The organism is Vibrio mimicus CAIM 602, assembly GCF_000338875.1.
Lineage (GTDB): Bacteria > Pseudomonadota > Gammaproteobacteria > Enterobacterales > Vibrionaceae > Vibrio > Vibrio mimicus.
In genome coordinates this window covers 59,249-83,386 of the sequence record NZ_AOMO01000030.1, presented here as the reverse complement: position 1 = coordinate 83,386, position 24,138 = coordinate 59,249, and the positions used below count along the sequence as shown (strand labels likewise).

The following is a 24,138-nucleotide window of genomic DNA, read 5'->3' as shown; positions in this document are numbered from 1 at the left end:
TCTCAACATGACACAGTCATCTGCACAAGGAAAAAGACTGGACACTCAGCGCACCATTCGCGCCCCTCGTGGCACGCAGTTGCGCGCAAAATCTTGGCTCACTGAAGCCCCACTTCGCATGCTGATGAATAACCTCGACCCCGATGTGGCTGAACATCCTCATGCACTGGTGGTGTATGGTGGTATTGGCCGCGCGGCCCGTAACTGGGAGTGCTTTGATAAAATCGTCGAAGTGCTGGAGCGCCTCGAAGATGACCAGACTTTACTGGTGCAATCGGGCAAACCGGTTGGGGTTTTCCCAACCCACAAAAATGCTCCACGTGTGTTGATTGCCAACTCCAACTTAGTACCTCACTGGGCAAACTGGGAACATTTCAACGAGCTCGATAAACAAGGCTTGATGATGTACGGCCAGATGACTGCAGGATCTTGGATTTACATTGGCTCGCAAGGCATAGTGCAAGGCACTTACGAAACGTTTGTCGCGGTTGCGAAAAAACATTTCAATGGCGATGCCAAAGGCCGTTTGGGTTTTGACTGGTGGATTGGGCGGCATGGGTGGTGCGCAACCTCTGGCGGCGACTATGGCAGGATTCTCGATGATTGCGGTGGAATGTGATGAATCGCGCATCGACTATCGTCTGCGCACGGGTTATGTCGACAAAAAAGCAAACACGCTTGATGAAGCGCTAGCAATGATCGCCGATACCGATCGCCCAATTTCTGTAGGCTTACTGGGTAATGCCGCCGACGTCTTCCCCGAATTAGTCAAACGCAACATCACTCCCGATGTAGTGACTGACCAAACCTCGGCACACGATCCACTCAATGGCTATTTGCCACTGAGTTGGAGCATGGAAAAAGCCGCGCAAATGCGTCAGCAAAATGAAGCTGAAGTCGTCAAAGCCGCCAAAGCCTCGATGGCGATCCAAGTCCGCGCCATGCTTGATTTGCAAGCTCGCGGCGCTGCTACGCTAGACTATGGCAATAACATTCGCCAAATGGCGCTGGAAGAAGGTGTCGCCAATGCGTTCGATTTCCCCGGTTTTGTGCCTGCGTATATTCGCCCCCTGTTCTGTGAAGGGATTGGCCCCTTCCGCTGGGCGGCACTCTCTGGCGATCCGGAAGACATTTACAAAACTGATCAAAAAGTCAAAGAGCTGATCCCTGACAACCCACATCTGCACAACTGGCTAGATATGGCTCGTGAGCGAATCCACTTCCAAGGTTTACCTGCTCGTATTTGCTGGGTGGGTTTAAAAGATCGCGCTCGCTTAGGCTTGGCATTTAATGAAATGGTGAAAAATGGCGAACTTAAAGCACCGATCGTGATTGGTCGTGATCACTTGGATTCAGGCTCAGTCGCTAGCCCGAACCGCGAAACTGAAGGCATGCTCGATGGTTCAGATGCCGTCTCTGATTGGCCACTGCTCAATGCCCTACTCAACACCGCAGGCGGAGCAACTTGGGTTTCTCTGCACCACGGTGGTGGCGTAGGTATGGGGTTCTCACAGCATTCCGGTATGGTGATTTGCTGTGATGGCAGTGATGATGCCGCCGAACGTATCGCTCGTGTACTGCACAATGACCCAGCCACAGGCGTAATGCGCCATGCTGATGCAGGCTATGACATCGCCAAACGCTGTGCAGAACAACAAAAACTCGACTTACCTATGCTCAACGCCGAGCTGGCCAAACTCAAGTGAGGAAAGAAACCATGTTGCACCTGATGATTAAACCCGGCCAACTCAGCTTAAAACAGTTGCGTCAAGTGAGCCGCTCACCCGTGGTGTTATCCCTCGATCCGGAAGCGATTCCTGCGATTGCCGAAAGCGCCCAAGTGGTGGAACAAGTGATCAGCGAAGGACGTACCGTTTACGGTATCAATACCGGATTTGGCTTGCTCGCCAACACCAAAATTGCCCCGCAAGATTTGGAAACGCTGCAAAAGAGCATCGTGCTTTCTCATGCAGCGGGCATCGGCGAGCTGATGTCGGATGAAACGGTTCGTCTGATGATGTTACTCAAAATCAACAGCTTGGCGCGTGGCTATTCCGGTATCCGCCTTGAAGTCATCCAAGCTTTGATCGAGCTAGTGAATAACCAGATTTATCCTTGCGTACCGAAAAAAGGCTCGGTCGGTGCATCGGGCGATCTCGCGCCACTCGCCCACATGAGCACTGTGTTGCTCGGCGAAGGCCAAGCACGTTACAACGGCAAGATCATCTCCGGTCTGGAAGCGATGAAAATTGCAGGGCTAGAGCCAATCACCCTCGCGCCAAAAGAAGGGCTAGCGCTACTCAATGGCACTCAAGCCTCAACGGCTTTTGCTTTGGAAGGACTGTTTGTCGCGGAAGATCTGTTTGCCTCAGCCACCGTTTGCGGTGCTATGTCGGTCGAAGCCGCGCTTGGCAGCCGTCGCCCATTTGATCCGCGTATCCACCGCGTTCGTGGGCATCGCACCCAAATGGATGCGGCGAATGCGTATCGTCATCTGCTGGATATCAACAGTGAAATCGGCCAATCACACAGCAATTGTGAAAAGGTACAAGACCCATACTCTCTGCGCTGCCAACCGCAAGTGATGGGCGCTTGCTTGCAGCAAATTCGAAATGCAGCTGAGGTGTTGGAAGTGGAAGCCAACTCGGTTTCTGATAACCCTCTCGTGTTTGCCGATGATGGCGATATCATCTCTGGTGGCAATTTCCATGCTGAACCTGTCGCCATGGCAGCGGATAACTTGGCACTGGCAATTGCTGAAATCGGCAGCCTCTCCGAGCGGCGTATGGCACTACTGATTGACAGCGCACTGAGTAAATTACCGCCCTTTTTGGTCGACAATGGTGGGGTCAACTCTGGCTTTATGATTGCGCAAGTGACTTCTGCCGCTTTGGCCAGTGAGAACAAAACTCTGGCACACCCTGCTTCGGTGGACAGTTTACCGACTTCAGCCAACCAAGAAGATCACGTTTCGATGGCGACTTTTGCAGCGCGTAGACTGCGTGACATGGGTGAAAATACTCGTGGCATCTTGGCAGTGGAATACCTCGCTGCGGCACAAGGGCTGGATTTTCGTGCACCACTGAAATCCTCACCACGCATTGAGGAAGCAAGGCAAATACTGCGTGAAAAAGTGCCGTTTTACGATAAAGACCGCTATTTTGCGCCTGATATCGAAAAAGCCAATGCCCTACTACTACTCGCAGTACACAACCGTTTGATGCCAGAACAGCTACTGCCAAGTCAGCATTAAGTGTCAGGCTAATCACCATTTAAAGAGCCCTTCGGGGCTCTTATGACTAAAACGACTTGAAGTGGCAACTTCAAATATCCACTGGATAGACCAATGATTGCGAGATTCTGTCCTATAATGCCCGCAGTTTAGTTTAGATAGCGATAACCATGTTTCTGACGGCATACCATTCAACCCAACAACACCAATTTCAATTTACTCGCCAACAGGCTAGCCACTTTGCCAAACTGGTGGCAGGCGATTTCAACCCAATCCATGACGAAGACAGCAAGCGTTTCTGCGTACCAGGCGATTTGCTTTTTGCCGTACTGCTGCAAAAAGAAGGCATTAGCCAGAAGATGCGTTTTGACTTCTCAGGTATGGTGAGCGATGGCGTTGCTTTGCATATTGAAAACAAGTGTGAACTTGAAAGTGCGGTAGTGGATGCGAATGGCAAAGAATACCTACATATGTCGCATGAAGGCCAAGTTAACCGTAACCCTGCCTTTATTGAGCACGTGGTCACTAGCTATGTGCAGTTTTCTGGAATGAACTTCCCGCACATCATGGTGCCATTGATGGAAGAACAGCAGATGATGATCAACTGTCAGCGCCCATTAGTGATTTATGAGTCAATGGAAGTGGAATTTACCCGCCTTGATCTCACTCATCCGGAAGTAGAATTTACCGGTGCGACCTTTGATGTCGATGGTAAACGTGGCCTAGTAACACTCAACTTCGCTTTCAAAGAAGAAGGGCAAGTGGTTGGAAAAGGGCTTAAGCGCATGGTTGCCAGTGGTTTAAAACCATACGATCAAGCGGAAATTGATGATCTCGTAAATCGTTTCAATGAGCGCAAAGAGGCTTTTCTCAGCCAAATTGAGCAAGCGGCATAGTTCGTTAAACACCTGATCCAACGCCCAAAAAATAACCCGCACACAGCGGGTTATCTTTATATTCGCAATTAATAATCAAGAAGCTTTTCTTCTCATCCACAACGGGGCGAATAGCAACAAACCAAACCAGCCAATGGAGCCACCGCCAGAAGAGCTAGTTGTTGTTGATGTGCTCTCCGCCAATATGCTAGAAGAATAACGAAGATTAGAGATAAACGCCGCATCTTCACCTGATGAAACACTGCCATTCTTCACATAACGGAATTCAACAATATTATCCGTATTTAATAATGATAGTCGCACCGTACTAGCTGAGTAACCAGAAGCTCGGCCTCTGAATTCTCCATTCAGATAAACTTCTAACATGTCGGTACTTTCCGATGACATTCGATAGTTGAAGGAAATTATCCCGCGAGGAATACCTTTAATCACCAGTTCAGATCGATGTGAGTCGCCGATAACACCAGAACGAAGCTCATTTCCAACCACACTCCAACCTTGCTCACTGCTTAAAACATCAGTTTTAGGCAATGTAGAAAGTGCATTAATCACCTCCGAACTTGCACTTCTCATCGTTTTAAACTTAACCGTCGTATCGGCAGTTCTGCTCACACCATTTTCCGAAAAATCAACATCAATTTCGTATTGATACGTTTGGTAGGCTTGTGGAGAGAATTGGAAAGTAATCTCACAACTTTCATTAGGATTGAGCGTTTGACTTTCACAGCTATTCGCTACCACTGACACAAGATGACTTGGGTCGTACGGATTATTGATAATCCTAACTCCTGAATACGTCATCTGATTGTTGCCAAAGTTATTGTAGGTGAAGGTGCGCGTAAATGGCGCTAAGGGTATCTGTTTTTCATCAACGTATTGCTCATAGCTAAAACCATTGGTTTTTTGAGTAATCCAGTTAGTGAAGTGACTGATATTGGTATAAACACCATAAGTACCACTCGTTGCGCATACCGCTGAACCCCAACTGACAATACCTAATTGCACTCCAGTATCCGCAACAATAATTGGGCCACCAGAATCACCACGACAGGAATCTTCATTATTTGCTGTTCCTGCACAGAAATTAGTTGAATTGGGATTGAAAGAGATACCAGAGGGATTTAAACCGCTCATTGCCATGTAACAAGTGCTTTGGTCTTGTAAATTAACATCCACTTTCTGCAATACTGAGGGATACACTGAGCTACCAGATGGCGTAGTTGTTCCCCAGCCTGCAACGCTCATACGAGAACCCGCAGCAGTAGAAGTTCGAGTTGTCGCATCAGCTATGGTTATAGCAGGAGAAGAGACTTCACGATCCAGTTCCAGAATCGCAATATCATTTACCAAATTGCTATTGAAGTAGTCTTCATGAACATAAATACGACGAACTGGGACACGGATCCCTTCGCTACCTTCATTGTTCAAATTATTGATTCCAATGACCGCATCCAACTTGGCCGGATCCATAAATTCAACACAGTGAGCAGCAGTCAACACATAACGACCGCCTAAGAAACTGCCACCACAAAACTGACCATCAAATGCATTTTGGCCACTTTTAACTAAAGCCACAATCGAGGGCCACTCACCTAAAGTTGCATCGGAACCATTAATAATGCGTGGTGAAATGTTTGCTGTAGATTCAGCAAAGAGCATTGTAGGGAAAAATACTGACGCGACAGAACACGCCAACAAGGTATAAGCCTTTTTCACAACTGAGTCCTTCCAATCATCTAATAATATAGCTTGCTCAAGATATATTATTTCAACGAATTGAAAGCGTTATTTATCATCAGTTTGTGAGCAGCACCTTAAGTTATCGTTTAAAACCAACGTCTAACACACTGTTTATACTGCAAATAGACCTCACCAAACTTAGCTTCTAAAATGCGTTCCTCGGGCTCGATTTGGTATTGATTCATATAAATCATAAAACCACCCACCATAACCAAACTCAATGCATTTTCCTGCCAATAAGCTAAGCCAAATAACAACAGTAACAGTGCAAGGTACATTGGATTGCGGCTCAAAGCGAAAACGCCACTGTCCACCACTGTCACCGCCAAATCAGGCGCTAACGGATTTACCGTGGTTTTATGACGACGAAATTCCATAACGCCAGCCAGTCCAAAGAAACCTGAACTACAAAAACACAATACCATCATTAAACTCGGGAAAGGCAGTGAAAGAGAAAGTGTGCTAAACCAACGTGCAGCGAGATGAACAAGGGTTAATGCAACCAAAAACACAGCCACTGGCGGCACTTTCAATTCAAGATTTCTCATATTGATTACTCGATAGATTATGAAACAAGCCCAGATAAACTGGGCTTGTTAATTAAAGCAACTGTAGCAAAGCTTGCAGCGGATGCTTAGGCTTAAGGCTCTCAAATCGCTTTACTTGGCTGCGACATGAATACCCCGTCACCAAACAGCGCTCTTTCGGTAGCGACGCTAATGCGGGTTGCCAACTCAAATCGTAAATATCGCGAGACATGGTTAATTTATCCACCTCATGACCAAAGGTACCCGCCATACCACAGCACCCTACCGCCACCGCATTCAGCTGCGTACCAAAGTGGCGGAAGATTTCCACCCACTCTTTCTCCGCATTTGGTAGCTTAGTTTTCTCAGTACAGTGCGCTAATAAGTACCACGGTTGCCCATCCGAAGTCTGGCTCGAAAACTGCGTCAAACGCGGCTTTAGCCATTCATGTACAGTCAACACAGAAAACTCACCTCGCTCTTGCCCTAGGATTTCGACATATTCATCGCGATAACAGAGCACCAACGCTGGGTCAACGCCCACTAGAGGAATCTTAAGATCCGCTACTTGAGTGAGAAATGCGGCAGTGCTGGCTGCTGTAGAACGAAACTGGCGCAAAAATCCTTTAATGTGCTGAGCTTTGCCATTGGGCTTAAACGGTAACAATACCGGCTTTTTACCCAACTTAAGCAGCAGCGCAACGAAATCTTCCACCACATCCGCATCGTAGTAACTGGTAAATGGGTCTTGTACTATCAACACATGTTGGTCACGTTCTTCTTGAGACAACGAAGCTAAACGCTGCATATCAAACAACACAACAGGGTGACGGCGCAAACGCTGCGCCAGTGTCGGCACTGACAGGAGCGGTGCATCCACATAACCCACGGTTTTTGCCGTTAACTTTTGCACAGTAGATTGCGCTAAAACGCTATTAACCAGTTGCGGCGCTTTCGCCATCACAGGTAATAAAGATTCGATGTTCGCCACTAAATAATCTTTCACCGGACGCGGGTAGCGACTGTGATAAATATTCAAAAAGCGCGAACGGAAACTCGGTACATCGACTTTGATTGGGCACTGGCTTGCACACGCTTTACAGGCCAAACAACCATTCATCGCCTCATAAACTTCATGAGAAAAATCATACTGTTTATCTTTGGTAAAAGCGTGACGAACACGGTCAAGCATCGACTTAATCGTTGGCGAGGATTCTAGAGTGGCTTTCTCAAGATCGAGGATATCAATACCCTGCTCGGTCAGTTGGCGTAACCATTCACGCACCAACCCAGCACGCCCTTTTGGTGAGTGTCGACGATCTGCCGTCACCTTCATTGATGGACACATGGGAGAACTGGTTTCGTAGTTAAAACACAAACCGTTACCGTTACATTCCATTGCTTGCTTAAAGCTGTCGCGTACTTTGACATCGATTTGGCGATCGTAAAAACCGCGTTTGGTGTCGGAGACTTTCACCAGCTCAAATGGCGTATCCAGCGGAGTACAAATTTTACCCGGATTCATTTTGTTGTGCGGGTCAAACGCCGCTTTCACACGACGCAGTTCGGTGAACAGCTCCTCACCAAAAAATTCTGGGCCGTATTCCGAACGATAGCCTTTGCCGTGCTCACCCCACATCAATCCGCCATATTTAGCCACCAGCTTGACCACTTGATCGGAAATTTCACGCATCAACAGTTCTTGTTTTGGGTCACACAGGTCAAGCGCTGGGCGAACATGCAATACACCCGCATCCACATGCCCAAACATGCCGTAAGCCAGATTTTTTGAATCGAGTAGCGCGCGAAATTCGACAATAAAATCAGCCAAGTTTTCCGGTGGGACACAAGTATCTTCGGTAAAAGCAACCGGTTTAGCACGGCCTTTCGCCGCACCGAGCAAGCCCACCGCTTTTTTACGCATGTTGTAAATACGGTTGATGCTCGCCAAGTCACTGCACACTTGGTAGCCGATAATCCCCGCTTGCTGGTTGGCAATCATCTCATCAAGACGAGCCGTCAATTGAGTGACTTGCTCATTAATCTGCTCGATATCTTGGCCTGCGTATTCGACCATATTGATGCCTTGCATCTCTTTGCCCGGCACATCCGTCAATAAATCCTTCACGCTGTGCCAAATAATATCTTCTTTGGCTAAATTGAGGACTTTAGAATCGACGGTTTCGACCGACAATGCTTTCGCTTCCACCATCAAAGGCGCATTGCGCAGTGCGGAATCAAAACTGTCGTATTTAACGTTAACCAAGGTTCGCGCTTTGGGGATTGGTGTTAAATTGAGTTTGGCCTCAGTAATGAAAGCCAGAGAGCCTTCTGCACCACACAATACACGAGTGATATCGAAGCGATCTTCAACTTCATTCAACGCATTTTTTAAATCGTATCCCGTCAAAAAACGGTTTAACGGCGGGAATTTAGCCACAATTTGCGCACGTTTGGTTCGGCAAACCTGTTCGGTGACTTGCATGGCTTGCGCCGCGAAACTGTGTTCTTCAGGCAATCCTTGTGAGAGATCGGATTCAAGCAATGAACCATCAGCTAATACTGCTTGTAGAGAAAGCACGTGATCAGAGGTTTTGCCATATTGCAGAGAACCTTGCCCTGAGGCATCGGTATTGATCATCCCGCCCAAGGTTGCACGATTACTGGTCGAGAGATCCGGAGAAAAGAAAAAACCATCCGGACGAACGGCATCATTGAGTTGATCTTTGATCACCCCAGCTTGAACACGCACCCAACCTTCTTGTGGATTAATTTCTAAGATGCGGTTCATATGTCGAGAGAGATCAACCACTACCCCTTTGGTGAGCGATTGACCATTTGTGCCAGTACCGCCGCCACGAGGTGAAAAAGTCACTCTCTCAAATTCAGGTTTTGAACTAATCTTTCCTATAAGAACACATCCGCTGTGGATTTAGGATGCACAACGGCTTGGGGCAATTGTTGATAAACGCTGTTGTCGGTTGCCACAGCAAGACGGCTGGAATATTGAGTTTCAATATCGCCAATAAACCCTGCGGTTTTTAACTCGTGTAAAAAAGTTAAAACCACCGGATCAACGTCGGATTGGTGATGAAGTCTTGGTAACATTTGCTTCCTGCCCCTACTACGCTGATCCAATCAGCTTTGGGTTATTGTTGGATTTTAAAGAGTAATCTTTGAATTCGGTCACTTTACAACATTTAAAATGGTGATCAAATCAGAATCTGAGTGCCAGAATGCGGTGAAACAGAATTTTTTAACTTTGTGTATTGCTGACCCATTCTGTTATTTCATTTATTTAGAACTGTATGGAAAAAACGATGAAAAAAAATCAAATAGTAACAACTGAAGATATTCTACTCATGCTGTGCCAATCGGTTTCTACGGTTCTCACTTCCGCCACTAACTCGCCAATCAACTATTCCGCGATGGTGCAGAAAATCAATAAAACATCATTAAAACCAGATTTCGGCTGTTTTGTGTTGTTCGATGGCGGATTTACTGGCTTGGTGGTGATCAATTTTACCGCAAAAGCAGCGCTTGAAGTTTACACCAACTACATGCGCAATATGGGTATGCCTGAAGATGAGCTGGCTGTACTGCATACTTCTGATGAAGTTGGCGACGTTTTAGGTGAATTGATGAACCAGCTAGTCGGCGATTTCACTAACAAAGTACGCAAAGAGCTGCAAACCAACATCACCCAGAACCAACCAAAAATGTTGTCGCTAAATAAACAGGTAATCTTATCTGTAGATACGAACCTGGATCGCCCACAGGCGCGCCGTGTCACCTTCTCTACCGCCAATAACAACATTTTTTATCTTGAATTAGCGATGGACAAAACCGAGTTTATTCAACTTGAAGAGTTTGATGTTCGCGAAGATGAAAGCCCGGATGACATTTTAGAAGCGACTCAACAACAGCAGAAAAAAGCTCATACTCCTGCTACTTCCGCACCCACTAATGAAGCAGCTGATTTACTTGACCAACTGGGCATCTAATCTCCTAGCCTAGAGAATTCGAGGCGATAACCCATGTCACGGTGGCCTCTAGTAAAACGTCATAGCGGTCATCTCTCAAGAGATGGCCGCTTCCCTTTTCCTTCGCAGGTAAAAACGATAGAATGTCGGACTTTCATTAAGTCGTACCAAATCTGCTTTGCTTGCCAATGGATAAACAAAAAGCCCTAAAAAAAATCGCTAAATGCCTTGAGTTAGGTAATTCTGCTAACGTCAATGAAGCCGCAAATGCGATAAAAATGGCGCACAACCTGATGTTGAAATATGGCCTCGATAAAGACGATATCGAGTTCATCAAGATGGGGAAAACCCAATCCTCCCATTTGCTCCCTGCTGCAATTTCCTCTGGCATCTTGCGGGTGATTCGTGGCATCAACACCCGATTTGGGGTTGAAGCCGTGCTCATCAATCACAAAGGTTTAAAACGCGTTGAGTTTATCGGTGAGGCCGATCGCGCCATCTTCGCCGCGTTTGCTTTTGACATCATCTATCGTGAGATGAACGAGCAAACAGGGCAGTTTCGCAATAGCTTTGCAGGCACTGGCACGTCTTCCTTGGAAGTCACCCGCCGTGTGAACTCTTTTCTCTCTGGTTGGATTGAAGGCGCATTAGAAAAGCTTCCGATCATCACGCCAGACGAAGACTCGATGAACAAAATCAATAACTATATTGATAAAGAATTCGAAAATATCGACCGCGAAACCTTCAAGCAGCAGCTTAGAGAAGCGATGAAAAACCTGACAGAAGACTACGAGACTGGCCTTAAAAAAGGTCGTCGTGTATCGGTCAATCGCCCTATTCATGGTGCACAGGCACCTAAGTTACTCAAATAGCGATTTGTAAGAGATTGGTCAAAAGCGCAATCCACAGATTGACGTTGAACGCGATTTCTCGTTTATTGCGCGACATATCATTCAATAAACGGAGAGAATGTGTTGAATAAAGCAACTTTGTTGTTAGCCGCCGTGGTGGCTTTGTCAGGCTGTCAAGCTACTCAGCGCCAAAATGCAACCACCGGAGAGATGGAAACTAACTCAACTACCAAAGGTGCCTTACTTGGCGCGTTGGCAGGTGCGGCAGTTGGCCTTGCTACGGGTGATGATGCCAAAGAGCGTCGCAAACACGCTTTAATTGGTGCTGCGGGTGGTGCTGCCGTTGGCGGCGGTATTGGTTATTACTTTGATCAGCAAGAAGCCGAATTACGTAAAGCACTACTCGATTCAGGTGTACAAGTCGTGCGAGTGGGTGAGAACCAACTCATGTTACGTATGGAAAACGGTATTGGTTTTACCAGCAGCTCCTATCAACTCGATTCTTATATCCACAAAACTTTACGTGGTGTTGCTCGTATTCTGGTGGCGTACCCTGACACTAGCCTAGTGATTGAAGGCCATACCGACAGCACAGGCAGTGATACAACAAACCAAGTGCTCTCTGAGAAACGTGCTGAATCTGTACGTGCTTTCCTTCTTTCGCAAGGAGTTGCAGCAGGTCGTGCAATTGCTCGTGGTAATGGTGAACGTTTCCCTCTATGCTCAAATAGCACCGCAGAAGGACGCGCTTGTAACCGCCGCGTTGAAATTCAAATTCTGCCACTCAAATAGAGTGTGATATAACGAAACTATTAGATGAGGCAGTTATCATCCTGCAACATCCAGTAGCAAAACGATAGCCCGGTGTGAACTGGGCTTTTTATCTTTTTCAGGGAAAGAAATACCATGCGTTTGCGGAGTCTATGGCTATTTTTGCTGTTTTCATTTCCACTTGCAGCAGCCGATGATATGGCAGAGCTTATCAAACTCGCCAAAGAACAAAACCCACAGGCTCAATACCAACTCGCCCTCGCCTATCAGGCTGCTACTTCAACTCCACAAAACCTTAACGAAGCTTTTTATTGGTTCTTGCAAGCGGCAGAACAAGATTATCCAGCCGCGATGGCACAAGTCGCGAGTGCTTTCATGACAGGCCAAGGAATTGAAAAAGATCCGTTGCAAACCCAATACTGGCTAACCAAGCTGGCTCTTACTGGTAATACTCAAGCCAGCACAACTTTAGCCAAATGGTATGAGCAGCATCCAACGCCAATTGCTTCGCTGGATTTGGCAGAGCTTTGGTACCGAGTCAATGCCAATCATGACAGCGAATCGGAGCAAGGTTACGTTCGCTTGTTGGAACAAAAATTTAATCAGCTACGTGAGAAACAACTGAACAGCATTGATCAGTTAGATAAGGTGATAGACCAAGATCTCAGCGTTCCTTCGACTCTTCCAATATCAAATGAAAATCAAGCCATTAGCACCGATTGGCTACTTCCGAGCTTAGCCGCTCTTTTGCTATTGCTGACGATGATCATGGTACGAATACTATGGCGTAAATACCGTCATGCGGCAGTCCCTTCGGCAAATGTTGATCATGAGGGCAAAATCAAAGAGCAGCAGTTCATCATCAAAAGACAGAAGCAACAACTTGATCATCTATTTCAAGAGTGCAAACGCCTACAGCAAAACCAAACCAACGATCTCAGTGGGCATAAAATTGCGATGGCATTTGCCATGATGGGTTTTCATCAAAATCAACAACCTGATGTGAAAACCATTAAGCTGCGCTATAAGCAATTATCCAAAATATACCATCCTGATATGCATGGCAGCGATGAAGAAATGAAGCGACTCAATTCAGCGGTAAAAATCGTGATTGAGTCTGTTAACAAGTCGTTACAAAAACAAGCATAACTCTTAAAAACCACTCCCTAACACTTGGAGAATAAGAGTTTGCGCAATCGATATCCTTCTCAACCACAATGACAGAGAGTTAACTTTTCTTATGAACCCATGCAATAATCCGCGCGAAATTTGCGCCTGATTTAGGTGGGAGAGAAGACAATGTTTAGCGTAGAAGGCATTTGTGATTGGTGTAAACAACCAAAACTACTGACAAGACATGAATATGTGGATGGCAAAGCCCATCATTCATGTGAGACCTGTAATGAATTTGCTCGTATGGATGTACGACAATTTAATTTAGCTGAGATGGCATTCCGAGAAAAACAACAAACCGCTCAATAAGCCACATTCCCTTACTATTTGAAAAAGCGCTTTATGGCGCTTTTTCTGTTTCCAAGAACTCCACTTCCCTGTACACCCCTATGTAAGCGTTCCATCACTTACGTGTCATTGCTCACAAAAGAGGCAAACTCTCATTTATTTACCCAATCATCCACAACATGAAATAAGCCTATAAAATCAAAACATTAATAAAAACAAGAGCAAAAAAATCAGAAATTCTGTACTTTTTTTATTCAAAAAAAAGTTGCAAACTCAGCCAACCAATAATACTGTATTTACATACAGCATGTATGGAGAGACAGTATTATGTTACGCACTGAATTCAAACATTTCGGACTACAACCATCACGTACACTGAATACTCTACGTTCAAAGAATGGCTTAGGTAGTGATGCCAACTTAATGCAGCGACTCGCTCATTTATCTCAGCGCCCGCAATGGATTCTCTATACAGCACAATGCCCAAGACCAAACGGAACTCAGCTGACTGCATATCAAATCGATTGTGGCAAAGTGGTACACCTCAAGGCATCAAAGGCTCATTCAGAAGCAGAGATTGTAGCAAAAGCCATTGCTTGCCATACGGCGAGTGCCATCGTGGCCTCCAGTGAAATAGATCTGGTCACTCAGAAGCAACTGGCTCTCTTTGCTCAACAACACTGTTGTGAAGTATTTTTCATTAAGCAGCCGGCTTATTCACTTCATTGAGCGCTATTTAAAATCTGGAAAATAAATTTAGGCAAACGTTTGCTTTTTGTCTGGCAGCAGAAAATAGTTCTGGTATCATGCGCTCAGAACGCGATTTTCTCCCGAAGAAAATCGCAATATGATGTTTGAATTCAGATAGGAATGTCTCAATGAGCCTTGCAGATCAAGTCCTTGCCGTCAATGACGACCTCCCCATTCGCACTCACCAACCAGTTCATAGCGGAAAAGTTCGCTCAGTTTATTGGTTAACCGAACAAGACAGCCGACGCCTGATTAAAGAAAAAGGTTACTCGGTTGCTGAAGATGCGCCACTCGCCATCATGGTCATCAGTGACCGTATTTCCGCATTTGATTGCATTTGGCATGCTGAAGGTGGAGTACATGGCGTGCCGGGAAAAGGGGCGGCACTCAATGCCATTTCTAATCACTGGTTCAAACTCTTCCAACAACATGGTTTGGCGGATAGTCATATTTTGGATATTCCCCATCCTTTCGTGTGGATTGTTCAAAAAGCTCGTCCAATTAAAATTGAAGCAATCTGCCGACAATACATTACTGGTTCTATGTGGCGTGCCTATTCCAAAGGTGAGCGTGAGTTTTGTGGCATCACCCTACCGGAAGGCTTAGAGAAAGACAGCCAACTGCCTGAATTACTGATGACACCTTCTACCAAAGGAATTCTGCGTGGTATTCCCGGAGTACCGGAAGCTGATGACGTTAATATCTCTCGCCAAGATATCGAAGCTAACTACGCTGCATTTAACTTCAATCAACCGCAAGATATTGACCACTACGAAACTTTGCTTAAACAAGGTTTTGCCGTGATCAGTGAGGCTTTAAAAGGTGTGGGGCAAATTTTTGTCGATACCAAGTTTGAGTTTGGTTACGTAAACGACAACCAAGGGCAACAAAAGTTGATCTACATGGACGAAGTAGGTACACCTGACTCATCTCGTATTTGGGATGCGGAACAGTACCAGCAAGGTAAAATTGTTGAAAACTCGAAAGAAGCTTCCGCCAGTTTTTGCTGAACTACTTCCCAGACCCTGACATTCTACTTAACAAAGATCGTATGCCAGAACGTGAAGCATTAGCGCGCGATAATGCTTTGCCATTAGAAGCTTTACTCGATATCTCTCGTACCTACCTAGGTATTGCGGAGAAAATTACTGGTCAGCCTATCCATCTTAGCAACCAGCCAAAGCAAAAAATTATCGATATTCTGGATAAAGAATACGGACTGATTGATCAATAAACTGACTGTAGCAAGTTTCGCTACAAGTAGGAAATTGACTGATAAGAATTAAGGGGCCAAAGCCCCTTAATTTTATTAATGTTGTTCTATTTTCCACCCACTGCACTAGATTCATTTCATCAAAGCCTGATCAAAAATTCCTCTTGATTGGTTGACTCAATTTGTGCAGCGCTCTTTACTTGGATCGCTGTTAACTGCTGCTCGTCCAGTGCGTAAGGCATCACCAGCGTCAACTCATCAATCCCTTCCTGCTTAGCGAGTTTGACTAAGGTGATCAAGTTTGATTCATCGCTACGTCGAGTTGAAAGCTTTTTTAGCGCGACATCCCATAGTCGTTCTTGTGGGCTTTGCTGCTCTTTGATTGCATCTAACCACGCAATCCCAAAAACAGGTGCAAAGGAGCTTATTGCTTCAGCGAAGGTCCATTTTTTCGTACACGACGCACCAAGAAAAGTCGTGTAATCAAATACTGCGCTAATCCTTGTTTTTTCCATTCTGTCCCCCGACACGATTGGTAACACAGTGAAGCAACTATTGACTAACCTTGGGTATATAGCAATACGATATAAAAAAATAGTCTGTTATGTCTCGCAATCGGTTTCATTGGCTATATAAAAACCAAACTGATAACACTGCACCTACATTTTTAAAATGATATGTGTGTTGTTGATTAATATTTTCTTATTCAAACAAAATGGCCTGCGTAAATGTTCAAGCTTGACGTTTTACTTTAAGTAAATACCTCCTCAGCGAGCCTCCATTCCAGAAATCCGGTGAAGGCAAAACAGACAAGTTGCATATAAATCACCCAAGCTAAATTCCCTTTAATGTTTTAAACACTGGGCTTGCGCACAGAAGCAGGATAATCAACGTATGGAATCCGTTTGTCTATTTACAATCCAGCCAGCAAATCGGTATCATTTTCGCGTTTCACTTCTACCCTACCAATCAATAGGCCGAACATGAATAACGATAAACGTCCGCTGTATATCTCCTACGCAGGCCCTGCTCTTCTTAGTACACCTCTGCTTAACAAAGGCAGCGCCTTCAGTGCAGAAGAGCGTGCTTCTTTTAACCTTGAGGGTTTACTGCCCGAAGCAACTGAAACGATTCAGGAACAAGTTGTGCGCGCTTACCAACAGTATCGTGGCTTTGAAAGCGATATGGACAAGCACATTTATCTGCGCAACATTCAAGACACTAACGAAACCCTATTTTATCGTTTGGTGCAAAACCATATTTCCGAGATGATGCCGATCATCTATACCCCAACCGTTGGCGCGGCTTGTGAGAACTTCTCTAACATCTATCGCCGAGGTCGTGGTTTGTTTATTTCTTATGCCAATCGAGATCGCATTGATGACCTGCTCAACAATGCTGCAAACCACAACGTCAAAGTGATTGTTGTGACAGATGGTGAGCGTATTCTGGGACTTGGTGACCAAGGCATCGGTGGTATGGGCATTCCAATTGGTAAGCTCTCGCTCTACACCGCCTGTGGCGGCATTAGCCCAGCGTATACTCTGCCTGTTGTGTTGGATGTGGGTACCAACAACCCACAACGTCTTGCTGATCCTATGTACATGGGCTGGCGTCATCCTCGTATCACTGGGCCTGATTACGACAACTTTGTTGAAGAGTTTATGCAAGCGGTTCAACGCCGTTGGCCAGACGCGTTGATCCAGTTTGAAGACTTTGCACAAAAGAACGCGATGCCGCTGCTTGAGCGCTATAAAAACCGCGTGTGCTGTTTTAATGATGATATTCAAGGCACAGCAGCAGTGACTGTGGGTTCACTGCTTGCTGCATGTAAAGCGGCAGGTAGCCAGCTCTCTGAGCAACGTATCACTTTCTTGGGCGCAGGATCTGCCGGCTGTGGTATTGCAGAGGCGATCATCGCGCAAATGGTGTCTGAAGGCATCAGCGATGAACAAGCTCGTTCACAAGTTTACATGGTTGACCGCTGGGGTCTGCTGGAAGAAGGCATGCCAAACTTGCTTGATTTCCAACAGCGTTTGGTTCAGAAAAAGGTCAACACACAGGATTGGACAACCGAGAACAACGGTTACTCACTACATGATGTGATTCGCAATGCGAAACCAACAGTGCTGGTCGGTGTTTCAGGTGCACCAGGGCTATTTAGTGAAGAGATCATCAAAGAGATGCATCAGCACTGCCCTCGACCAATCGTGTTCCCGCTTTCGAACCCAACAAGCCGTGTAGAAGCACTGCCTAGTGATATCATTCGTTGGACTAATGGTGAAGCCTTAGTTGCAACAGGCAGCCCATTTGATCCTGTACTGCACGATGGCAAAACTTACCCGATTGTACAATGTAACAACAGCTACATTTTCCCGGGGATTGGCTTAGGTGTTTTAGCAGCTAATGCGCGCCGTGTTACCGATGAAATGTTGATGGAATCTAGCCGTGCTCTGGCAAGTTGCTCGCCGTTGGCCATCAATGGTCATGGTCCGTTGCTACCACCATTGGAATCAATTCATTCAGTATCGAAGAAGATTGCCTTTGCTGTTGCGAAAAAAGCGATTGAACAAGGTGTAGCTCCGGAGATCACCGACGAAGCACTTGAAGCGTCGATTGAACAACACTTCTGGCAACCTGTTTACCGTCGTTACAAACGCACTGCGTTTTAATTTTGCGGAGAAGCCCCTGCTATCAGGGGCTTTTTGATGACATGCAGATATTTACTTTTCTTGCTCCTGCCGGGCAAGCGCTATTACCCTACCTCAGCGAAATTTCAATCGCGTTGATTGCTTGTGCTTTGGTCATGCTCGGTGGTGAAATCAACGCCTTTTTGCGTAGAGCATTACGGAATCAACATTTTCTGGTTCGGACTCTCGCGTTTATCTTTATTAACGCGTTTGGATACGGTTTAATCATCATCAAAGCTAGCCCTTACCTTGCTCGGACACTCGCGCAACTGGATTCCGGCATGATGCTGACCGTTATCGTAAGCTGTTTTGTTGTGATAGGCCTATGGGCACAAAGAAACCATCAAATTTAATTCTACGCTCAGTCGCCTTTGTGGCAGCTCGATTGAGTTGTTTTCCTTGGCGCAAACTTGGCCAAATCTTACTCTTAACCGTGATTGCTGTAGTTTCCAGTCTGCTGGCGATTGATCGCTGGGTGACTTGGCAAACGCAAAACAACATTATCAGCGACACTCAAAACACACCGCCATTCCAAGTCGCCGTTGTTCTTGGTACCAGTAAGTACATAGGCAAGACCCTAAACGAGTACTATACCAACCGGATTGATGCGGCAATTGTGTTGTACCAGCAAGGAAAAGTGCGCAATTTTCTGCTCAGTGGGGACAATGCCCACCGTTCGTACAATGAGCCGTGGACGATGAAACGCGATTTACTGCGCGCGGGTATTCCAGCTGAGAATATTTCTCTCGATTATGCTGGATTTCGTACTTTAGATTCGATTGTACGAGCCAAGCAGATTTTTGATACGGATAACTTCTTGATCATTACTCAGCGTTTTCATTGTGAGCGCGCCCTGTTTATCGCGCACTATCAGGATATTCAGGCTTCTTGTTTGGCAGTGCCAGGACCAAGCAGTCATTCGGGTTTTAAGGTGCGTTTACGTGAAGTCTTTGCCCGTGCCTATGCGGTTTTTGATCTGTTTGTGTTCGACACTCAGCCTAAATTTCTCGGCCCCAAAGAGCCGATAATTGTAGAGAGCACTGAAGAAGTAGAACCGAGCGACAGTGAGACTCCTGCTCAGTATTAACTCGTTGTTTTACTGAGTTTTTGCTTGCGTTTTCAGCCCATAATGAACTTCGATACGGTTTCGCCCAAGTCGTTTGGCTCGGTATAACGCTTCATCAGCACGTGAAACCGTTTCCGTGACTCTTTCATTTTCCATTTGTGCAATGCCAATGCTGCATGTGAGCTCACCACCATGTAGCCAGCTATGGTTTTCCACACGTGTGCGTAGGCGATCAGCCAGGTCAACCGCTTGATCAATACCCGTCTGCGCACAAAATACGACGAATTCTTCGCCTCCCCAGCGGACCAATCTGTCACCCTCACGGATTTCACGGCTGATCACTAGTACAAACTCACGCAATAGATCATCACCAATACCGTGCCCATAAACATCATTGACCTGCTTGAAGTAATCAATATCGATAAACAGCACACTGAACTGATTGAGTTGCCAACGGACTAAACGCGCTTGTTCCTGCAACCAATCTCGGATGCCATGACGGTTAATTGCCCCTGTCAAAGCATCACGGTGTGCCATCTCAACATATTTCATATTCTGCTCATGCAATGAGTGGTTCAAACGCTGCAAATGTGCCTGACGCATACGTGCCCGTATGACTTCACGACGATTACGGCGAATTTCCAATGCAGACAACCAAGCCCCAGCGGCCGCCCACATGATCAACATGGCAAGAAAGAGTTTCTCTCCCGAAACATAATCACCAATCAACTCTACTTGACGTATGGTCAACTGATATTCTCCCAGTTGACTGCCTGAGCCTGTGGCGAATTCAATTTTATTGATATTGGTAAACTCAGGTGCAGAGTTGCCGATGGAGATTTTGTTATCCACCAGCCACCACGTCATTACCTGCAAGCTACGAATTGGAATATCAATGCTGCCCTTACCCACTCCTGGTACGAATTCCAGCCCATTGTATTTATGAGTGTATTCATCATCTATTTTGGAATAGATCGGATTGAAATTGCGTAAATAGAAACGCATGGCTGCAGGTTTATCGGTTGGGCCTTGCAAATCGACATTCAGCCGTATGGTGTGAATATCACTCAGATCTAATCCAAGTGTCGGGTCTGGATTGATGTGTACAGAGATGCCGCAATACGGCCATGGATAATTACTCGCGAGCAATTCACAACGAACTTGGGCTTCGCCACCTTCAATCAGTAGTGCGCTGGTTGATGCCCCACCGGAGATCTGATCATTAGTGGCAAAATACGTAAATCGTTGTGGTGAAACTAGCACACGTTTAGCTGAGCCAAACTGCCAGTAAAGCAATATGGTGACAATTGTAATCAACACTAAACCTAACAGTACTCTTGGCACCACTTTCACAGCTTACTCCAGCGTCAAACTCATTCACTAAAACGCGCTCTCTTAATTATATTAGGTCAATAAAGAGAGGTTGCTTCCAAAAATAATCGCCGTACGCTGTTTTGTCACCGACTAATGATCTTCAAGCCTCTATTTTCAGAGGCATTTCACCTTTTGCTAAAACAGGAATATGCACCACTAAAGTAGTATATGCAATTCGAGTGTGATGCGAGGTTGTAAGAATAGTTTAATCGCGAATAAATCCCGCATCACACTCAACCGAATCAACAAGTTCACTTGTCTAGCAAGGCTGGTAAATGATCACTCAGTACATCAAATAACCGATCAATTTCCGCCGTTGTATTGTAATGCATCAAACCGATACGTAGCACACCTCCACTTTCTTCAAGTCCCAGTTGACGCACCAAACCAAGCGCATAGAAATGACCATTCCAAACACAGAGGTTTAGCTCACCAAGCATTTGTGCGATTCGCTGTGGAGTGCAATCTTTAATCGTCAGAGCAAACGTCGGTGTACGCAGCTCTGCGGAAGCATGGTGGAAACCATGCAATTGAATATCAGGTAATTTTGCCAATTTTTGTAAGAAATACTCACTGAGCTGCTGCTCGTGCTGTTGGTATTGCTGGTAACTTGCGACTAAGCGCTCTCGCAAGGTTTCCTTCGGATCACCCCACTGCGCTAAATATTGCACGGCGGCAATGACGCCAGCGAGCCCTTCAAAATTCAGTGTTCCCGTTTCAAATCGTCCTGGGCCTTGGTTGGTAGCGGGTTCAACCTTGTACGGCATAATCACGTTTTGCCAGCGTGGTGCGACATACACTATGCCTACATGTGGCCCAAAAAACTTATAAGCGGAACAAGCGAGAAAATCGCAGCCTAGCGCCTGAACATCCGGCAGATGGTGTGGCAGATAGTGCACGGCATCCACATACACCATAGCGCCAACCTGATGCGCGGCTTCCACAATAGCTGACAAATCAACCAATGAACCCGTTGTGTTAGAGGCGTAAGTCACTGCTACTAAACGGGTGCGTGAATTAATAAGCGAAAGCAGATGCGCTTGATCTAATGTGCAATCTGCCGTATTCACTCGTGCTTGGTGAACAGTAGCCCCTTTGTCATGAGCTGCTTGCTGCCAACTGGACACGTTAGAGTAGTGATCCAAAGCTGTGACAATCACTTCATCGCCGGGTTGCCAGTCGCGGCTGATCGCTCGGCTAAACTGAAAAGTCAGCGAAGTCATGTTCGGCCCAAAAACAATCGACTCGGGAGATGGGGCATTCAGTAACGCCTGCACATGTTCACGCGCGCTTTGTACCAATTCGACCGTTTTGTGGCTTGAAAAGTAATGTCCACCCAAGTTGGCATTGTAACGCCCAAGATAAGCCACCATAGCATCCAGCACCGATTGCGGCACTTGCGAGCCACCCGGCCCATCAAAAAACACCACTGGCTTATCATTCACTTTTTGGCTTAACGCAGGAAACTGTTCACGAACCAACTCAGGAGTGAAGCGCATGGCGACCATCCTTAGCCGTCAGTACAAACACATCCATATGCCCTTCTTGATCATGATTCACCACACGAATTGGACACGCGTTGTGCCATAACTGACCATCCGCCAGCATAGCAACTTCACCATTTTCTAACACTTTGCGGAAAAACGGCGCTTCGTGGCTGCTTAAATAGAGCATGATTTCGCCACCCACTATGTTGTGGCGGTCAATCCCGACAATCGCAATATGGTCAAAACCATCTTGATGTACCCCTTCTGGAGCAACCAAGGTTTCATCAAACACTGCGGCGATCCGCATTTGGTGAATTTCTATCTCTTGCCCGTTCGGTAACATGTTGGCTTCAATAAACAGGGAGCACAACTCACGCAGGCCTTCACTTTTTAATGTACTCGGTTGAAGTGCCTCAAAGCGACGCACGACATTGCCTTGGAAGTGATTAATCTGATCCGTTTGCATGAAATCATGTTTATCGACTTCCACTACTTGTCCATCAATAAAACGGATTACTGAGTATCGACGTAAACGATACTGCCCATCCGCATGATTTGTGTGTGGTAACTCAGCAAAGGAAGGGGCAAGTTGGTGGGTTGCCGAATGGCTCAGCTGAGTGATATGTAGGGTATTGGGATGAGAACGTAACATTATCGACTCCTTAATGGGTTAGTCATACCACAATAATTTTCACATTTTATTTACATTTAAGGTTAATCGATTATTTGGCAAAAACAACAATTCTCAACTCAATAAACTGATTATGTGAATATTTAAAAATAACAATCTAATTAATGGTCGGGTGATGGTTTATTACACCAATGGCGATAGTCGTAAAATTAGAAAATCAGAAGCTTTCACTGTCACACTTAAAAATAAGGAATATGACCAATCAGTTAGCATAAAATCTTTATCTCATGATGAAGCTTCCCAATAGCGCGCATCATTGCAGGCTGAGTAGGAAGGGAATAAACAATTACGATTTATGCTCAGAGAACCACTTTTATTCACCTCTTATATTCCCTACAATCGAAGCTAATTCTTCTCATTCGCTTGCGTCTTACACCTAGGTCAAGCAATGAGCAAACTCCCTTTCTTCCTTATCGGAGTACTTCATGAGTAACGTGAAACACAGCAAACTTCTGATCCTTGGCTCTGGCCCTGCAGGTTACACAGCCGCAGTTTACGCAGCGCGCGCTAACCTAAAACCTGTGCTCGTCACAGGCATGCAGCAAGGCGGCCAGCTCACCACCACCACGGAAGTGGAAAACTGGCCAGGTGATGCGGAAGGCTTAACCGGTCCTGGGCTTATGGATCGCATGAAAGAACACGCTGAACGTTTCGATACTGAAATCGTCTTTGACCATATCAACGCGGTTGATCTCTCTTCTCGCCCATTCCGTCTGACAGGTGATAGCCAAGAGTACACTTGTGATGCGTTGATCATCTCAACAGGCGCATCAGCCAAGTATCTCGGCTTAGAATCAGAAGAAGCGTTTAAAGGACGCGGTGTTTCTGCTTGTGCAACCTGTGATGGTTTCTTCTATCGCAACCAGAAAGTCGCCGTTGTTGGTGGTGGTAATACTGCGGTTGAAGAGGCACTTTACCTATCTAATATCGCGGCAGAAGTGCACCTGATTCACCGTCGTGACAGCTTCCGTAGTGAAAAAATTCTGATCGATCGTCTGATGGATAAAGTAGCGAATGGTAACATCGTTCTGCACACTCATCGTACTTTGGATGAAGTGCTGGGAGATGAAATGGGTGTTACAGGCGTTCGCTTGAAAGATACCCAATCAGACCAGACTGAAAACTTGAATGTAATGGGTGTATTCATTGCAATCGGCCACCAGCCTAACTCGCAAATCTTCGAAGGACAGCTTGAAATGAAAAACGGCTACATTGTCGTAAAATCTGGCCTTGAAGGTAATGCAACACAAACCAGCATTGAAGGTGTGTTTGCCGCGGGTGACGTGATGGATCACAACTATCGCCAAGCCATTACTTCAGCCGGAACAGGCTGTATGGCAGCATTGGATGCTGAGCGTTATCTGGATAGCCAGGGTAAATAACCGACTCTACACGTAACACCAGTT

Annotated in this window: 18 protein-coding genes and 3 pseudogenes; 14 read left to right on the top strand and 7 right to left on the bottom strand. The window is 46.0% G+C overall.

The window, feature by feature from the left end; genetic code table 11:
• Nucleotides 1-7: 7 nt before the first annotated feature.
• The 3 genes and pseudogenes from hutU to D908_RS09700 all read left to right on the top strand — a co-directional run bounded on the left by hutU (nt 8) and on the right by D908_RS09700 (nt 4,128).
• Nucleotides 8-1,706, top strand: a pseudogene (gene hutU / locus D908_RS0119365) (urocanate hydratase).
• 11 nt (nt 1,707-1,717) lie between these two features.
• Nucleotides 1,718-3,253 (top strand): histidine ammonia-lyase, encoded by a 1,536-nt coding sequence (hutH, locus tag D908_RS09695; RefSeq protein ID WP_005524495.1) that lies wholly within the window; start codon nt 1,718-1,720, stop codon nt 3,251-3,253.
• 149 nt (nt 3,254-3,402) lie between these two features.
• Complete coding sequence (locus D908_RS09700; protein ID WP_005524494.1) at nt 3,403-4,128, top strand: DUF3581 domain-containing protein; 726 nt, start codon at nt 3,403-3,405, stop codon at nt 4,126-4,128.
• Nucleotides 4,129-4,203: 75 nt separating this feature from the next.
• On the opposite strand, the gene D908_RS09705 is transcribed toward D908_RS09700, so the two are convergent.
• The 3 genes and pseudogenes from D908_RS09705 to ydiJ all read right to left on the bottom strand — a co-directional run bounded on the left by D908_RS09705 (nt 4,204) and on the right by ydiJ (nt 9,503).
• Nucleotides 4,204-5,844, bottom strand: coding sequence for a S1 family peptidase (locus tag D908_RS09705; RefSeq protein ID WP_005524493.1), 1,641 nt, complete (start codon nt 5,842-5,844; stop codon nt 4,204-4,206).
• 110 nt (nt 5,845-5,954) lie between these two features.
• Complete coding sequence (locus D908_RS09710) at nt 5,955-6,416, bottom strand: methyltransferase family protein (protein ID WP_005524492.1); 462 nt, start codon at nt 6,414-6,416, stop codon at nt 5,955-5,957.
• A 52-nt stretch (nt 6,417-6,468) separates the two neighbouring features.
• Nucleotides 6,469-9,503, bottom strand: a pseudogene (gene ydiJ / locus D908_RS09715) (D-2-hydroxyglutarate dehydrogenase YdiJ).
• Between the two features lie 212 nt (nt 9,504-9,715).
• Here ydiJ and D908_RS09720 point away from each other — a divergent pair.
• The 7 genes and pseudogenes from D908_RS09720 (at nt 9,716) to D908_RS0119360 (ending at nt 15,445) form a co-directional block, all read left to right on the top strand.
• Nucleotides 9,716-10,399: a DUF3334 family protein gene (locus D908_RS09720; protein WP_000742116.1), complete on the top strand. Its 684-nt coding sequence runs from the start codon at nt 9,716-9,718 to the stop codon at nt 10,397-10,399.
• Between the two features lie 167 nt (nt 10,400-10,566).
• A complete protein-coding gene (locus tag D908_RS09725) occupies nt 10,567-11,250 on the top strand; it encodes a DUF2786 domain-containing protein (RefSeq protein WP_000360772.1) in 684 nt (227 codons plus the stop codon).
• Between the two features lie 102 nt (nt 11,251-11,352).
• Complete coding sequence (locus D908_RS09730) at nt 11,353-12,021, top strand: YiaD family glycine zipper/OmpA-like lipoprotein (protein ID WP_005524479.1); 669 nt, start codon at nt 11,353-11,355, stop codon at nt 12,019-12,021.
• A 114-nt stretch (nt 12,022-12,135) separates the two neighbouring features.
• The gene (locus D908_RS09735) at nt 12,136-13,149 is read left to right on the top strand and encodes a tetratricopeptide repeat protein (protein WP_005524477.1); all 1,014 of its coding nucleotides are present in this window, start codon (nt 12,136-12,138) and stop codon (nt 13,147-13,149) included.
• Nucleotides 13,150-13,299: 150 nt separating this feature from the next.
• Nucleotides 13,300-13,482 (top strand): hypothetical protein, encoded by a 183-nt coding sequence (locus D908_RS09740; protein WP_000493166.1) that lies wholly within the window; start codon nt 13,300-13,302, stop codon nt 13,480-13,482.
• A gap of 306 nt (nt 13,483-13,788) precedes the next feature.
• Complete coding sequence (locus D908_RS09745; RefSeq protein ID WP_000946524.1) at nt 13,789-14,190, top strand: hypothetical protein; 402 nt, start codon at nt 13,789-13,791, stop codon at nt 14,188-14,190.
• 149 nt (nt 14,191-14,339) lie between these two features.
• Nucleotides 14,340-15,445 (top strand): annotated as a pseudogene (locus D908_RS0119360) (phosphoribosylaminoimidazolesuccinocarboxamide synthase).
• 119 nt (nt 15,446-15,564) lie between these two features.
• Here D908_RS0119360 and D908_RS09750 read toward each other — a convergent pair.
• Entirely contained in the window at nt 15,565-15,939 is a 375-nt protein-coding gene (locus tag D908_RS09750; RefSeq protein WP_000416147.1) for a hypothetical protein, read from the bottom strand.
• 468 nt (nt 15,940-16,407) lie between these two features.
• On the opposite strand from D908_RS09750, the gene D908_RS09755 reads away from it, so the two are divergent.
• The 3 genes from D908_RS09755 to D908_RS09765 are packed head-to-tail and all read left to right on the top strand — an operon-like array spanning nt 16,408 to nt 19,201.
• On the top strand, nt 16,408-18,096 hold the full coding sequence (locus D908_RS09755; protein ID WP_001058121.1) for an NAD-dependent malic enzyme: 1,689 nt from the start codon (nt 16,408-16,410) through the stop codon (nt 18,094-18,096).
• Between the two features lie 41 nt (nt 18,097-18,137).
• Nucleotides 18,138-18,467 (top strand): DUF3392 domain-containing protein, encoded by a 330-nt coding sequence (locus D908_RS09760; RefSeq protein ID WP_001165435.1) that lies wholly within the window; start codon nt 18,138-18,140, stop codon nt 18,465-18,467.
• On the top strand, nt 18,440-19,201 hold the full coding sequence (locus D908_RS09765; RefSeq protein WP_005524475.1) for a SanA/YdcF family protein: 762 nt from the start codon (nt 18,440-18,442) through the stop codon (nt 19,199-19,201). The genes D908_RS09760 and D908_RS09765 overlap by 28 nt, the downstream gene beginning before the upstream one ends.
• Before the next feature lie 9 nt (nt 19,202-19,210).
• On the opposite strand, the gene D908_RS09770 is transcribed toward D908_RS09765, so the two are convergent.
• The 3 genes from D908_RS09770 to D908_RS09780 form a co-directional block, all read right to left on the bottom strand.
• Entirely contained in the window at nt 19,211-20,533 is a 1,323-nt protein-coding gene (locus D908_RS09770) for a GGDEF domain-containing protein (RefSeq protein ID WP_005524468.1), read from the bottom strand.
• Nucleotides 20,534-20,805: 272 nt separating this feature from the next.
• On the bottom strand, nt 20,806-22,053 hold the full coding sequence (locus D908_RS09775; protein ID WP_005524467.1) for a cysteine desulfurase-like protein: 1,248 nt from the start codon (nt 22,051-22,053) through the stop codon (nt 20,806-20,808).
• Complete coding sequence (locus D908_RS09780; RefSeq protein ID WP_005524466.1) at nt 22,037-22,693, bottom strand: 2OG-Fe dioxygenase family protein; 657 nt, start codon at nt 22,691-22,693, stop codon at nt 22,037-22,039. Before D908_RS09780 ends, D908_RS09775 begins: the two co-directional genes overlap by 17 nt.
• Before the next feature lie 464 nt (nt 22,694-23,157).
• Here D908_RS09780 and trxB point away from each other — a divergent pair, with 464 nt between their 5' ends.
• Nucleotides 23,158-24,114 carry a thioredoxin-disulfide reductase gene (gene trxB / locus D908_RS09785; protein ID WP_000073140.1) on the top strand — a complete coding sequence of 319 codons (957 nt, stop codon included), beginning with the start codon at nt 23,158-23,160 and terminating at the stop codon, nt 24,112-24,114.
• The last annotated feature ends 24 nt before the right edge of the window (nt 24,115-24,138 follow it).